Annotated in this window: 4 protein-coding genes; all 4 read left to right on the forward strand. The window is 40.1% G+C overall.

Features of this window, described 5'->3' with window-relative positions; translation table 11 throughout:
* Nucleotide 1 precedes the first annotated feature (1 nt).
* The 4 genes from MIC7126_RS27420 to MIC7126_RS0110485 are packed head-to-tail and all read left to right on the forward strand — an operon-like array spanning nucleotide 2 to nucleotide 16,800.
* A complete protein-coding gene (locus MIC7126_RS27420; RefSeq protein ID WP_017653096.1) occupies nucleotides 2-7,837 on the forward strand; it encodes an amino acid adenylation domain-containing protein in 7,836 nt (2,611 codons plus the stop codon).
* 2 nt (nucleotides 7,838-7,839) lie between these two features.
* Nucleotides 7,840-8,859: a TauD/TfdA family dioxygenase gene (locus MIC7126_RS0110475; RefSeq protein ID WP_017653097.1), complete on the forward strand. Its 1,020-nt coding sequence runs from the start codon at nucleotides 7,840-7,842 to the stop codon at nucleotides 8,857-8,859.
* Nucleotides 8,860-8,873: 14 nt separating this feature from the next.
* Entirely contained in the window at nucleotides 8,874-12,092 is a 3,219-nt protein-coding gene (locus MIC7126_RS0110480; protein ID WP_017653098.1) for a non-ribosomal peptide synthetase, read from the forward strand.
* A 7-nt stretch (nucleotides 12,093-12,099) separates the two neighbouring features.
* Nucleotides 12,100-16,800, forward strand: coding sequence for a non-ribosomal peptide synthetase (locus MIC7126_RS0110485; protein WP_017653099.1), 4,701 nt, complete (start codon nucleotides 12,100-12,102; stop codon nucleotides 16,798-16,800).
* Nucleotides 16,801-16,803: the final 3 nt, after the last annotated feature.

Consider the following 16,803-nt stretch of genomic DNA (forward strand, 5'->3'; position numbering starts at 1 on the left):
AATGGAAGTCAAAAATATTGCTGATATCTACGAACTTTCACCAATGCAACAGGGCATCCTCTTCCATATTTTGTATGCCCCTGATTCTGAATTGTACTTTGTACATCTTTCCTGCACTCTTCAAGGCGATTTAGATATCTTTGCTTTTGAAAAAGCTTGGCAACGGGTAATAGAAAGACACACCATTTTGCGTACTTCCTTCCATTGGCAAGACCTAGAAAAACCTCTACAAATAGTTAATCGCCAAGTCCAAGTTCCATTAAAAAAATTAGACTGGCGGAGAATATCTCCTACATCGCAACAACAGCAACTAGAGGCTTTGCTTGCAACAGACCGTCAGCAAGGCTTTGATTTCACACAAGCCCCGTTGATGCGACTGTTCCTCATCCAACTTACCGATGACACTTACCAATTTGTCTGGAGCAAAAGCCATTTAATTCTAGATGGCTGGTCACGGGCTTTAGTTCTCAAAGAAGTATTAGATGTTTATCAAGCATTGTGTCGGGGTCAGGATATATCTTTAGCTCCTAGTCGTGCTTATGGAGACTATATTGAATGGTTGCAAGAGCAAGATTTATCTCAAGCTGAGGCATTTTGGCGGCGGATGCTTGGTGATGTGGAAGCTTCTACAAGCTTAGGTGTAGATAGAAATTATGTCTTTGCTGGTGAAAAAATTTACACAGAACAGCAAGTTAAACTTTCCGCAGCAACAACAACAGCACTGCAAACCCTAGCTCAACAAAATCGGCTAACTATCAACACAATTATTCAAGGAGCCTATGCTCTATTGTTAAGCCGTTACAGCAATCAGAATGATGTCATTTTTGGTGTCACATCTGCCGGTCGCCCAGCCAGTGTAGTTGGGGCTGAGTCAATGGTAGGGCTATTTATTAACACTTTGCCAGCGCGAGTACAGGTAAACCTTGAGGAATTACTGCTTCCTTGGTTGCAAAAGTTGCAAGTGCAACGGGCAGAAGTGAACAATTATGAGTACAGTCCTCTAATGCAGGTGCAAGCATGGAGTAATGTTCCTCGGAACTTGCCTTTATTTGAAAGTATCGTTGTTTTTGAAAACTACCCTATGGATGCTTCTCTTAAAGAATGGGGAGGCAATTTAAACGTAAATAATATTCAATCTTCAGAAAAGACCAACTATCCTTTAACTGTAATGGTGGTTCCTGGTACAGAATTAGAATTAAAGTTACTGTACGATCGCCGCCGTTTTGATGCTGCAACTATAACGCGGATGCTGGGTCATTTCTCAACTTTACTAGAAAGTATTGCCACCAATCCCAGCCAAAAACTCAAGGATTTATCTTGGTTAACTGTTAATGAAAAATATCAGTTGTTAATTGATTGGAATAACACTCAAGCTGAGTATCCTGCTCAATGTATCCACCAGCTATTTGAGGCACAGGTAGAAAAAACACCGGATGCTTTGGCAATAGAATTTGCCGACCAATATCTGACATACAGAGAACTAAATCAACGCGCCAATCAACTAGCCCATTACCTACAAGAATTAGGAGTAAAACCAGAGGTACTGGTGGGCGTTTGTGTCGAGCGTTCCCTTGAAATGGTAATAGGATTATTAGCCATCCTCAAAGCTGGTGGCGCGTACCTACCCTTAGATCCAGCCCATCCCTCAGAACGGCTTAACTACATTTTGGAAGATGCTCAAGTATCAATCTTACTGACACAACAAAAGTTAGCTGCAACGCTACTTCAAACAGCAGCCAAAACTATTTATTTAGATACAAACACAGCAAGTATTATTCAATACGATAAGCACAATTCAGTCAACGAAGTTACACCGAATAATCTTGCTTACCTCATCTACACATCAGGTTCGACAGGCAAACCCAAAGGCGTACAAGTTCCTCATCGTGGTGTAGTCAATTTCTTAAATTCGATGCTCGTGTCTGTAGGGATGACACAGCAAGATATTCTCTTATCAGTTACTACTATTACTTTTGATATTGCCGCCTTAGAATTGTTCCTACCATTAATTGTGGGTGCGCGTACAGTTGTAGTTAGCCGTGAGGTAGCGAGTGATGGTGTGCAATTAGCTGCCAGCATCGCTAAATACAAAACAACATTTATGCAAGCAACCCCAGCTACTTGGCGAATGTTATTGGCAGCAAGGTGGAAAGGCAACCAACAACTAAAAATTCTCTGTGGTGGCGAAGCTTTACCCGTAGAACTAGCCAACGAGTTACAACAGCGATGTGCTTGTTTGTGGAATGTGTATGGCCCTACAGAAACAACAATTTGGTCTACTATTTATCAAGTTAATCAAATAGGCGATCGCTTCACAAATATTCCCATTGGTCGTCCAATTGCTAACACCCAAATATATATCCTCGACAAGGGGTTGCAACCTGTACCAGTAGGGGTAATTGGTGAACTTTATATTGGGGGAGACGGAGTTACTAGAGGTTATCTCAACCGACCGGAGTTAACAGCAGAACGCTTTATTAGCAATCCATTCAGTGATGTACCAGCAGCAAGGCTTTACAAAACTGGTGATTTAGCCCGTTATTGTGCAGATGGTAACATTGAATTTCTCGGACGCAGCGATTACCAAGTTAAGATTCGCGGTTTCCGGATTGAACTAGGAGAAATTGAAGCGATTGTTTCGCAACATCCAGAAGTTAATGCGGCGGCGGTGATTGCTTGGAAAGATGAATTAGGCGTACAGCGTTTGGTTGGGTACATAGTCCCGCACCAGGAATCATCAGACTTAGTTTATCAACTACAACAATTCCTCAAGCAAAAATTGCCTGAGTACATGATTCCGGCTACCTTTGTGATATTAGAGGCATTGCCGTTAACAGCAAACAATAAAGTAGATAGAAAAGCTTTACCAGCACCAAACAACATTCAGCTAGAAGCAGAATTAGATTTTGTGCCACCTAAGACTGTTGCAGAACAACAATTAGTTGATATCTGGATACAAGTACTGGGTCTGGAAAAAGTAGGTGTAAACCAGAACTTCTTTGAATTAGGTGGAGATTCGATTCGCAGTATTCAAGTACAGTCACAAGCACGAGAGAAAGGGATTAACTTTTCACTGCCACAATTATTTCAATATCAAAGCATCCGCGAACTGCTTAAAAACGTTACAAGTAATGAGGCAGATACTGAATTAATCGCGCCGTCTCAACCATTTAGCCTGATTTCTCCAGAAGACTTGTCAAAGATGCCTGAAAGTGTCGAGGATGCTTATCCTTTGAGCCAATTACAGGCAGGAATGTTCTTTCACAGTGAGTTGAGCCAGGAACAAACTCAAGCAGCCTACCACAATATCACCACTTTGTATTTAAAAGCTCCTTTCCATCTGGAGAAATTACAAATTGCTGTGCAACGTTTAGCCGAATGCCATCCTATACTACGGACTTCATTTCATCTCAATACGTTTAGTCAACCACTACAATTAGTTCACCGCCAAGTTATTATTCCTTTGCGAGTTGTAGATTTGCGTCATCTTTCAGGAAATGAGCAACAGCAAGAGTTAGCTGCTTGGTTAGAAGTAGAACAGCGTCACAAATTTGATTGGGAAAAAGCTCCACTTTTACGTTTACAAATTCATCGCCGTAGTGAAGAAACCTTTCAGTTTAGTTTTACTGAACACCACGCTATTCTAGACGGCTGGAGTATAGCTTTGATGCTAACTGAGTTGTTTACAGAATATTTTTCTCTATTAAACAACGAAGTTTCTGGAATTGATTCGCAAAGAGCGATCGCATTTCGTGATTTCATCGCCAAAGAGCAACAAGCACTAGCATCTCAGGAATGTCAGCAGTATTGGCAAGAAAAGTTATCCGACCACACAGTTACGCTTGTACCTCGTTGGCCTGCAACTTCAACTAATAAGAGTGTAAAACAAGTTTGCCAGCAAGATGTGGCAATATCTCCCCAACTGTCTGATGGATTAAAACAGTTAGCCAAATCTACAGGCGTTCCGCTCAAAAGCGTACTGTTAGCGGCACATTTACGGGTGTTAAATTTGCTGAGTGGACAGTCAGATATAGTTACAGGATTAGTCACTAACGGCAGATTAGAACAAAAAGATGGCGATCGCATTCTGGGACTATTCTTGAATACCTTGCCATTGCGATTACATTTAGATGGTGGGACTTGGCTAGATTTAATTCAAGAAGTGTTTCAAGTAGAGCGAGAATTATTAAATTTTCGTTGGTATCCCCTAGCTCAACTACAGCAGAATTTTGGTGGTCAGTCTCTTTTTGAGGTAGCTTTTAACTTTGTCAATTTTCATGTTTATCAAGGTTTGCAAAATCAGGATAATGTAGAATTTTTGGAAGAAAAATCTTTCCAAGAAACTAACTTCCCTTTGTTTGCTGACTTTAGCCTTAATGCTTTTTCATCGCAAGTAAACTTAGTGCTAGAATACAACGCAGCAGAATTTTCTTCAGCACAAATTCAGGCGATAGGTGGTTATTATGTCAATGCGCTAGCAGCAATGGTACATACACCATCTGCACGCTATGAGTCGCAGTCACTATTATCTGCTGAAGAAACACAACAATTATTGGTCGAGTGGAATCAAACATCCTCTGAGATTTTACCGAATGTTTGTCTTCATCAGTTAATAGAAAATCAAGTTCAACAGACACCTAATGCTGTTGCTGTAGTATTTAACAATCAGCAACTAACTTATGATGAATTAAACTGCCGTGCGAATCAACTCGCACATTATCTCCAAGATTTAGGAGTAAAACCAGAGGTACTGGTTGGTATCTGCGTCGAACGTTCTTTGGATATGATAGTAGGAATTTTGGGCATCCTCAAAGCTGGTGGAGCCTACTTACCTTTAGACCCATCTTATCCGCAGGAAAGGCTAGCGTATATGTTAGCAGATGCTCAAGTACCAGTTTTGTTAACTCAACAGCAACCGCTATCAACATTACCGCCCCACACAGCAAAAGTTATCTGCCTAGATACCGACTGGGAGATAATTTCTCAGCGCTCTTTCTTTAACCCACAATCAAAAGTTACACCCCAAAACTTAGCTTATGTCATCTATACCTCCGGCTCCACAGGTCAATCGAAGGGTGTGATGATTGAGCATCAAAGCTTCGTCAATGCTTATCTAGGTTGGGAGCAAGTTTATCAGTTACGCTCAAAAGCCAGTTGTCACCTGCAAATAGCCAGTTTCGCTTTTGATGTCTTTTCTGGTGATATGGTACGTGCTTTGTGTTCTGGTGGCAAGTTGGTGTTATGTCCCAAAGAGGTATTGTTATCGCCAGAGCAGCTATACGCGCTGATGCTGCAAGAACAGGTTGACTGTGCTGAATTTGTTCCCGTCGTTCTGCGACACTTATGCACATATCTGGAGCAAAATCAACAACGTCTCGACTTTATGCAACTGCTGATTTGTGGCTCTGATAGTTGGTATGGCGGAGAGTATGAGCAATTCCGGTGTTTATGTGGTTCTCAAACACGATTAATCAATTCCTTTGGTTTGACTGAAGCCACTATTGACAGTTCATACTTTGAAAGCATCACCGCTAACTTACCAACAGAGCAATTAGTGCCTATTGGTCGTCCCTTTCCTCACACCCAAATATATATTCTCGACTCCAACTTGCAGCCAGTACCTATTGGTGTGACTGGAGAACTCTACATTAGCGGTAAGGGTTTAGCTAGGGGTTATCGCCACCGTCCCGATTTAACTGCGGCAAAATTCTTACCCAATCCTTTCAGCCATCAACCAGAGGCGAGGCTATACAAAACTGGTGACTTAGCACGTTACTGGGCAGATGGTAATATTGAGTTTCTCAGAAGAAGCGATCGCCAAGTAAAAATTCGCGGTTTCCGCATTGAATTAGGCGAAATTGAAGCAGTATTAAGCCAACATCCGGGTTTAAGAGAATCTGTAGTCACAGTTAGAGAAGACATACCCAACGACCAACGTCTTGTAGCTTACTTTGTTTCCCAATCTGGAGACATTTCTGTATTTCAATTACGTAACTTTTTAAAAGCTAAATTGCCAGCTTACATGATACCAACAACCTTTATGGTATTAGAAGCAATTCCTCTTACCCCCAATGGCAAAATCGACCGTCGCGCCTTACCTGCACCGGACACAGTCGCAGTACAAACAGAAAAAAATCCTGCTCCAGCTTCCACAGCAGTTCAAGAATTACTTATTGGCATTTGGGAAGCAATTTTAGGCATTACACAAATTGGCATTGATGATAATTTCTTTGAATTAGGTGGACACTCGCTGTTAGCTACTCGTGTGATTTCTCAAATTCGTAAAAGTTTCAAAGTAGACTTGCCTTTACGCAATTTATTTGAGTTACCAACAATAGCAGAACTAGCCAAAGAAATTGAAAAATTAAAACAAGCCGAGTTAAAATTAACATTACCGCCTATTAAACCTAGTTCTAGATTAGACAAGATACCTCTTTCATTTCCTCAACAAAGATTATGGTATTTAGAACAATTACAACCTAATCAAACAGCTTTCAATATTTTGGATGCTGTGCGTATTAGTGGTTTACTAAATATTTCTGCTCTAAATAAAAGCCTCAATGAAATTATTCGTCGTCATGAGATTCTCCGTACTACCTTCACTATAGTTAATGGGGAACCTGCTCAAATAATTGCCCCATCTCTAACCCTTAAACTAAATATCTTAGACCTCAGCCAATTAGCAGATAATGAACAGCAGCAAACAGCCTATAAATTAGCACAACAAGAAGCTGAAAAGCCATTTGTTTTAGATAAAGGGCCATTAGTAAGAGCAACCCTTATTAGAGTAACTGAAGCAGATTATATATTGCTTTTGACGATGCACCACATTATTTCTGATGGTTGGTCTACAGGAGTTTTAATTCAGGAATTTCTAGAATTGTATGAAGCCTTTTGTCTGGATAAACCTTCCCCACTTCCAGAATTAGCAATTCAATATGCAGACTTTGCAATTTGGCAGCGTCAGTCTTTCCAAGGAGAAGTATTACAAAATCTACTAGGTTATTGGCAGCAACAGCTTAAAAACTTACCAATTCTCAAATTACCTACAGACTACCCACGACCGGATATTGTTACTTATAATGGTGCAAAACAATCTTTAACACTGAGTAAAACATTATTTGCAGCTATTAAAACTCTGAGTCTGCAAGAAGAAACTACTGTTTTTATGACCTTATTGGCAGCTTTTAATGTTGTCTTGCATTACTACAGTGGACAAGACGAGATTGTAGTAGGTACTGATGTTGCTAATAGAAATAGATCGGAAACTGAAGGCTTAATTGGATTTTTTGTCAATCAATTAGTTTTACGTAACTCGGTTACAGGCAATCCCAGCTTTTCAGAATTATTACAAAGGGTCAAGGAAGTAACTTTAGGAGCATATTCGCATCAAGATGTACCTTTTGATATTTTAGTTAATACGCTCAATCCAGAACGTAAACTAAATTTATCACCGTTATTTCAAGTCAAGTTTATTCTCGATAATACGCAAGCACCACCATTAGAACTGGCAGGTTTAACAATTAATCCCCTAGAAATTACTAGAAGTACAACTCAGCTTGATTTAATTTTGAGATTAATAGAAACGCCAAATGGTATGGTTGCTGATTTAGAATACAACACTGATATATTTGTGTCTGGAACTATTGCCAAAATACTCAAACATTGGGAAATAGTTTTGATGCAGGTTGTAAATCATCGGGATCTAAGATTGCAAGAATTAGTAGATGCGATCGCAGCAGCAGAGACACAAGAGAAAAGCCTTGCCAAAATCAAGCATAAACAAGATATTCAACAAAAAATTAAAACAATTAAGCGCAAAGCTATTACATCGTAAATATGAAAAAATTAGAAATTAACAATCTACGCAGGAAAGCGATAAAGCTAAACTCAACAGAATTAATTACAATAGAGAACAGTGGTACGTTACCTCAGGTAGTAAAACCTGCAATTGATCATGTTGATTTAATAGACTGGCTAGAAAATAGTCGTGAGTTTATTGTTAATAATTTACTCAAATATGGTGCTATCCTTTTTCGTGGATTTAGCTTAGATACACCATCTGCCTTTGAAAATTTTGGCTTAACAATTTGTACAGAACTTTTCAATGAAAACGGTGAACATCCGCGTGAAACAGTTAGTGGTAAAGTCTATACTCCAGTTTTTTATCCGGCTGACAGAAAGCTGTTATGGCATAATGAAAATTCTTTTAACTATCGCTTTCCTTTAAAAATTATGTTTGGTTGTCGCCAAACAGCACAACAAGGCGGAGAAACACCAATTGTTGATAGCCGTCAAGTTTTTAAGTTAATTGACCCTAAGATTCGTGATGTCTTTATTGATAAGCAGGTAATGTATGTTCGTAATTACGGCGATGGGTTGGGGCTTGATTGGCAAACAGTATTTCAAACTCAAAACCGGGTAGAAGTTGAAAGAAGATGCCATCAAGATGTAATGAATTTTGAATGGAAATCAGAAAATCGCTTGCGGACGTTTTCTGTTCGCCCTGCTGTTATTAAACATCACCAAACAGGTGAATTATCTTGGTTTAATCAAGCTCAACATTGGCATCCCGCCTGTTTAGATCCACTTGCTAGAGAAACACTATTTGCATCTTTCAAACCTGAAGATTTGCCCAGAAACTGTTATTACGGTGATGGTACTCCTATTGAAGATTCTATTATGGAAGAAATCTGTAGAGTCTATCAACAGTTAGAAGTATGTTTCCCTTGGCAAACAGGAGACGTATTACTACTAGATAATATTTTAACTGCTCATGCCAGAAATCCATTTTTAGGTGAAAGAAAACTATTGGTGGCTATGGGTGAAATGAAAAGTTATACAGAAATCGGATATTAAGGATAGTAAGCAGTATGTTAAGTCAAATTCAAGGATTCCAGCTTTCACCACAACAACAACGCCTTTGGTTATTACAACAAGATAATGCTGTTTACCGTGCTTTTTGTGCAATTACTATTCAAGGTAATTTGCGGATTAATGTATTAAGACAAGCTTTGCAGAAAGTCGTTGATAGAAATGAAATTCTGCGAACTAAATTTTACCGCTTACAAGGAACTACAGTTCCTAGCCAAGTTATAGAATCTAGCAATTTTCTGTTTATAGAACAAGAGATTATCAGCAGTGATAGTTTACAGCAGGTAATCAATGAGTTATTTGTTCAAGAGCAAAAATTCTCTCCAAGTGAAACAGAATATATATTGTTAACAAAATTATGGAAATTTAAGACTGATACCTATATTTTATTTGTTAGTCTACCCGCACTTTGTGCAGATACACAAACATTAAATAATTTAGTTGCAGAGATTAGCAGTTACTACAATGCTTGTTTGCAAAGTGAGGATATTTTAGATGCGCCTCTACAATATGCTGATGTTGCTGCTTGGCTAAATGAGTTGTTAGAGTCAGAAGAAGCTGATACAGGTAAAAAATATTGGCGACAAATAGATATTGCTAATTATGCAAATGCTAAATTAATTCTTGAAAATTTATCATTACAGAATGATAAATTTCAACCACAATTTATCACTACATCCATCAATCAGCAACTAACTAATCAAATTTCGGAAATTGCCAATAATTATCAAATTTCAACCTCGAATTTTTTATTAACTTGTTGGCTAATTTTACTTTGGAGGCTAACCGAAAATTATGAATTAATTATTGGTACTAGTTGCGACGGGCGTAACTATGAGGAATTACAAACTGGTTTGGGCTTGTTTGTTAAGTACCTACCTTTGGCTTGTGGCTTACAAGATGGTGATCGCTTCAGTGATATATTACAGAAAGTCGATAAAATCACTGCAGAAATGACCGATTGGCAAGAAAGCTTTACTTGGGAAACAGCCCTGAATGCCAATCAAAAAGATGTAGCCACAGCATTTTTCCCTCTCTGCTTTGAGTTTATAGCAGCCCCAAAAAGTTATACGGCTGGGGAAATAACATTATCCCTTGCTCAACATTATGTTTGTTTTGATCGGTTTAAAATAAAACTTACTGGAGTGCAGACTGCCAATAATGAATTAAAGGTAGAATTTCACTATGATAGCAACCTATGTACTACAGCAGATATCCAGAATCTTGCTAATCAATTTATAACTTTATTAACAAGTGCTGTAGAAAATATCCAAAACAACATCTCCCAGCTAAACATTTTAACCCCAGCCGAAAGAAAGCAACTTTTAATAGATTTTAATAATACTAAATCTCCAGAATCACCCTACCAGTGTATTCATCATTTGTTTGAAGCACAATGTCAAAAAACACCAGATAATATTGCTATTGTTTTTGCAGACCAAAAGCTAACTTATCAAGAACTAAACATTCGTGCTAACCAGTTAGCCCAATATTTGCAAAGTTTGGGTGTAGGTTCAGAAGACCTGATAGGAATTTGTATAGAACGCTCACCTTTAATGGTAATTGGTGTTTTGGGTATTCTCAAAGCTGGCGCAGCTTATGTACCTATTGACCCCAACTATCCAGCAGAACGCAAAGCCTTTATCTTGGCAGATACGCAAATGCAATTATTGCTAACTCAGTCTGAATTAAAGGCAGATTATGTTAAAAAGATTTGCTTAGATACTGATTGGAAAATTATTAACCAGCAACCCCAAATAACACCAGTTAGTGAAACTAATGCTCAGAACCTAGCTTATGTAATTTACACTTCTGGTTCTACTGGTAAACCTAAGGGAGCTTTAATTACTCACTATGGGTTAGTTAACTATCTCAACTGGTGTACACAAGCGTATCAAGTTTACCAAGGTTCAGGAACATTAGTCCATTCTTCTTTGGGCTTTGATTTAACGATTACAAGTCTATTTTCACCCTTACTTGTAGGTGCTCAAGTTGAGCTACTTCCAGAAAACCAGAGTATAGATAATTTGGCGCAAACTCTCAAAGCTAGAACTAATCTAAGTCTTGTTAAAATTACACCTGCTCATTTAGAATTACTGGGTCAACAATTATCACCCCAAGAAGCAGCAGGTAGAACACGCGCTTTTATTATTGGCGGTGAAAATCTAACTACACAACACATTAATTTCTGGCAAAAATACGCTCCTGAAACTCTATTAATCAACGAATACGGACCTACAGAAACTGTAGTCGGTTGCTGCATTTATCAAGTATCAAAAGCAGATAATTATTGTGATTCAATTCCTATCGGGCATCCCATTGCTAACACCCAACTTTACGTTTTAGACCAATACTTACAACCAGTACCAACGGGTGTGGCGGGTGAGTTATATATTGGTGGTGCAGGACTAGCACGGGGTTATCTCAACCAACCCCAATTAACTGCACAGAAGTTTATTCTACATCCTTTTAGTGATGAGCCTGGAGCGCGTCTTTATAAAACAGGCGACAAAGTACGCTTCCGCGTAGATGGCAATTTGGAATTTTTAGGGCGCTTGGATGACCAAGTAAAATTGCGGGGTTACAGGATAGAGTTAGGAGAAATTGAAGCTTTACTTTGCTTACACCCGACTGTGAAAGAAGCAGTAGTAATGGTACGGGAAGATGTGACCGATGACCAGCGTTTAGTTGCTTATCTTGTTGTTAAACCAGACTCGAATTTATCTGTAAATAATTTGCGGAGTTTTCTGCAAGAAAAACTTCCCGAATACATGATACCGACAGCTTTTATACCTTTGCATACTTTACCTTTAACTACTAATGGTAAAGTAGATCGTCGGGTGTTACCTGCACCAGAGCAGGTGAGTGTAATTGCAGAATTTTTTGTGGCTCCCCGCAATTCTTTAGAGCAGGAATTAGCAGATATCTGGGCTGAAGTTTTGCGAGTAGAAAAAGTAGGAATACATAATAACTTTTATACTTTGGGTGGGCATTCTTTGCTGGTGACTCAATTAATATCTCGCATCAGGGATATTTTGGGTGTGGAATTACTTATACAAGATGTTTTTGCCAATCCTACGGTAGCTGAATTATCTGTAGTTGTAACCCAGAAACTAGCAGAGCAATTCGATGATGAAAGTTTAGCGCGATCGCTTGCCGAACTAGAAGACCTATCCGACCAAGATATCCAATTAATCCTTTCTGACAGTCAATCGTAAAAATTACATGAGTAGCTTGTTGCAAAAAATTGCTGAACTATCTCCCGAAAAGCGTGCCTTGTTGATGCAACGGCTAAACCAGCAAAAAGGGAAAATCTCGCCAACCAAAATTCAACCACAAAGCCGAAATACTCAGACTTTCCCCCTATCCTTTGCTCAACAAAGGCTGTGGTTCTTTAGCCAATTAGAACCAGAAAGTAGTGCCCATAACATTCCTACCGCTATCCGCTTAACACGAAGGCTCAACGTCGCCGCCCTCGAAAACAGCATCAATGAAATAGTCACTCGTCATGAAATCTTACGCACTACATTTACAGTCGTAAACGGGGAACCAGTTCAGGTAATTGGTGCAGCAACAAGGCTACAACTACCAATCATTGATTTACACACAATTCCTGAAACCGAACAGGAAATAGAAGTCCAGCGTCTAGCCACCCTAGAGGCGCAAACACCCTTCAATCTAGAAACAGATTCGCTTCTGCGGGTGAAGCTGTTACGTTTGGGTGAGACAGATCATGTACTATTGTTGACCATGCACCACATCGTTTCTGATGGCTGGTCAACAGGTATACTCATCCATGAACTGACGACACTTTACAAAGCTGAAGATAGCGGACAACCACACAATTTACCAGAATTACCTATCCAATACGTAGATTTTGCCGTTTGGCAACGTCAGTGGCTGCAAGGAGAAGTTTTAAACACCCAGTTAACCTACTGGAAGCAAAAGCTTAGTGGTCATTTGCCAGTATTAGAGTTACCTACAGACCGTCCACGCCCAGCAATTCAAACTGACAGAGGCAACACTCAATCTTTTACACTTACCCCTTCTCTAACAGCCGCATTACAAAACCTCTCCCAGCAGCAAGAAGTTACTTTATTCATGACTCTGCTGGCAGCCTTCAAAACCTTACTCTATCGCTACACTGGTGCTGTTGATATCCTCGTCGGTTCACCCATTGCCAACCGTAACCACTTGGGTATAGAAGGGCTAATTGGCTTTTTTGTCAATACCTTAGTGTTGCGAACAGACTTATCGGGTAATCCTACATTTGTAGAGTTATTGCAGCGATCGCGTAAAGTTGCATTAGAAGCTTACGATCACCAAGACTTACCATTTGAAAAATTAGTAGATGAGTTGGAGCTAGCCCGTGACTTAAGCTACACACCACTATTTCAGGTGATGTTTACCCTCCAGAACACGCCTACAGTCAACTGTTCCCTACCTGATTTGACTATAACTTCTCTGGAAATAGAACAGGAAACAGCTAACTTTGATATCTCCCTGACAATGGAAGTTGTCGGAGAAGCACTTATAGGTAATATTGAATACAATACAGATTTATTTGATGCTGCTACCATCAACCGTATGGTAGATCATTTTTCTACTTTATTAGAAAGTATTATTGTTAATCCTACCGAGCATATTAGTAATTTACAAATACTAACCAACCAAGAGCAAAAACAGTTAGAGCAGTGGAACCAGACACAAGTAGAATTTAGACGAGTTATTTGCATCCATCAACTATTTGAGGCACAAGTAGAACAAACTCCCCAAGCAATAGCTGTAGTTTGCGGTGATGCACAACTAACCTACGCTCAACTCAACCAAAAAGCTAATCAACTTGCACATTACCTACAACACCAGGGAGTAGAACCAGACCAACTCATCGGCATTTGTGTAGAGCGCAGCTTAGAGATGATTGTTGGCATCTTAGGCATACTCAAAGCTGGATGTGCCTATTTACCCCTCGACCCCAGTTATCCGTCAGAGCGAATCGCATACATGATGGCAGATGCTGGAGTTTCATTACTACTTACTCAAGACAAATTACTCGCAAAAATTCCAGCCTACACAGGCAAAATCATTTGTTTAGATGCTCACTGGCAACATATAGCCCAAGCAAGCCCAGCCAATTACCATAGCCAAGTTAGGGCAGATAACTTAGCCTACGTCATTTATACCTCTGGTTCCACAGGTCAAGCTAAGGGCGTGATGATTGAACATCAAAGCTTAGTCAACGCCTACTTTGCCTGGGAGAAAGCTTACAAACTGCATCAAATTAAAACTCATCTGCAAATGGCCAGTTTTTCCTTTGATGTGTTTGCAGGCGACTTAGTGAGAGCATTGTGTTCTGGCGGCACATTGGTACTGTGTCCGCGAGATGTTTTGCTGGAACCCGCACAGTTGTACAAGCTTATACATACACACCAGGTAGATTGTGCGGAATTTGTACCGATAGTATTTCGTCACCTAATGCAGTACCTGCAAGAAAGTGGGCAGCGCCTAGACTGGATGCGGTTAGTGATTTGTGGTTCTGATAATTGGTATGTGAGTGAGTATAACCAAGCCAAACAATATTGCAGTCAAGATACACAAATTATTAATTCCTATGGCTTAACAGAAGCGACAATTGATAGTTGTTATTGTGCAGATGTGACTGATTTAGCTCCAGAGCGATCGCTACCTATTGGCCGACCATTTGCTAATATCCAAATGTATATCTTGGATGCACATTTGCAATTGGTACCTGTGGGTGTGCCAGGAGAACTTTACATTGGTGGTGCGGGGTTAGCACGGGGTTATTTAAATCGTCGAGAGTTAACTGCCCAACGGTTTATTTCTCACCCCAATCTTTCAGGGACAAGGCTTTATCGTACAGGAGATGTAGTTCGCTATCTGCCTGATGGCAACATTGAGTTTTTAGGGCGAAGTGACTATCAAGTAAAAATTCGGGGTTTCCGCATTGAGTTGGCAGAGGTAGAAGCGGCAATTCTCCAAAATCCACAAGTGAAAGAAACTGCGGTAGTTGTACGGGAAGATAACCCTGGTAATCAGCGTTTGGTTGCCTATGTGGTAGCTCAACAGCAGAGTCATGATTTGATAGGGGCTTTGCAGCAACTTCTCAAGAATCGGTTGCCTAACTACATGATTCCCTCGGCTTTTGTGCTGTTGGAGGCGCTACCTCTGTTACCGAACGGTAAACTCAATCGCCAAGCTTTACCTGAGCCTAATCTTATACGCGCCGAAATAGAAGAAAGTTTTGTTCCACCGAGAACAGATGCTCAAAAGATACTAGCCAAAATTTGGGCAGCAGTTCTCAGGGTTGAGCAAGTTGGTATCTACGATAACTTCTTTGAATTGGGTGGCGATTCTATTCTCAGTATTCAGGTGATTGCAAGAGCCAAACAAGCAGGTTTGCAATTGACAGCCAAGCAACTGTTTGAGCATCAAGCGATCGCGCAATTAGCAGCAGTAGCAGGTACAATTACCCTACCAGAGGCAGAACAAGGTTTAGTCACAGGTGAAGTTCCGCTCACACCAATCCAAAACTGGTTTTTTGAGCAAGATTTTCCTCATCCCCATCACTGGAATCAGTCAGCACTGTTAGAACCACAGCAACAACTCAATCCCCAACTGTTAGCAACAGCAATACAGCATTTACTAGAACAACACGATGCTTTGCGTCTGCGATATGAGCAAACAAAAGCTGGCTGGAGACAATTTATTCCCAGTACAGATAATTCTCAGGTATTTACTCACATAGATTTATCATCTGTTGCTGAACCATTACAAGCGATCGAAACCGCAGCTACAGAAATTCAGGCATCGCTCAACCTCAGTCAAGGCCCTTTGGTGCGTGTCGCTTTATTCGAGTTAGGTAGGCAAAATCAGCGATTATTAGTAGTTATCCATCACTTGGCTGTGGATGGTGTTTCTTGGCGAATATTGCTAGAAGACCTGCAAAGTGCGTACCATCAACTCAGTCAAAGTCAGTCAGTTAAATTACCTGCAAAAACTACATCCTTTAAACAGTGGGCTAGTCTTCTGCAAGACTATGCACAATCGAAAACACTACAGCAAGAGCTAGAACACTGGTTGTCTTTATCTAAAGCCACTGTTTCACCTTTACCAGTTGACTATCTAGGTGGTACTAACACGGTTGCTGACTCACATACTATATCTGTGCATCTCACAGCCGCAGAAACTACTGCTTTGTTAACAGAAGTCCCAGCTACCTACAATACCCAAATCAATGATGTGTTACTGACAGCATTGGTACATGCTTTCACACCGTGGATGAGTAGCAGCACAGTCTTGGTAAATTTAGAGGGTCACGGGCGCGAAGAAATATTTAATCATGTGGATTTATCACGTACCGTAGGCTGGTTTACTTCCGAATTTCCTGTATTACTATCTTTAGAATCTCGGCAACCAGGAGATACGCTGAAAACGATTAAAGAACAACTGCGGCAAATTCCTAACCGAGGTATTGGTTACGGCATACTGCGTTATCTTCACAATGAACCCGATATTGTGAAACAATTGCAAGCCATTCCTCCAACACAGGTAAGTTTTAACTACTTAGGTCAATTTGATCAAGTTTTATCAGATGCTTCTTTGCTTGTACCTGCTTTTGAAGCTAGTGGTTCTGCTTATCATCACCAAAGTCAACGCAGCCAATTACTAGAAATTAACGGTTTGATTGTGGGTAACAAATTGTGTCTGGAATGGACTTACAGTCAAAGTTTGTATAGACACACAACAATTGAAAAACTGGCAGGAAATTTTTTACAGGCGCTACAAGAAATTATTACTCACTGTCAGAACCCGGATGTGGGTGGTTATACACCTTCTGATTTCCCAGAGGTGGAATTGAGTCAAACGGAACTAGACAACGTACTTGCAGAAATGGACTTTGGTTGAGGA

Source organism: Fortiea contorta PCC 7126 (assembly GCF_000332295.1).
In the GTDB taxonomy this organism is placed as follows: domain Bacteria; phylum Cyanobacteriota; class Cyanobacteriia; order Cyanobacteriales; family Nostocaceae; genus Fortiea; species Fortiea contorta.

Bases quoted from the DNA above. Each gene is read 5' to 3' on its own strand.
- MIC7126_RS27420 (WP_017653096.1), top strand. From the start codon at position 2: ATGGAAGTCAAAAATATTGCTGATATCTACGAACTTTCACCAATGCAA.
- MIC7126_RS0110475 (WP_017653097.1), top strand. From the start codon at position 7,840: ATGAAAAAATTAGAAATTAACAATCTACGCAGGAAAGCGATAAAGCTA.
- MIC7126_RS0110480 (WP_017653098.1), top strand. From the start codon at position 8,874: ATGTTAAGTCAAATTCAAGGATTCCAGCTTTCACCACAACAACAACGC.
- MIC7126_RS0110485 (WP_017653099.1), top strand. From the start codon at position 12,100: ATGAGTAGCTTGTTGCAAAAAATTGCTGAACTATCTCCCGAAAAGCGT.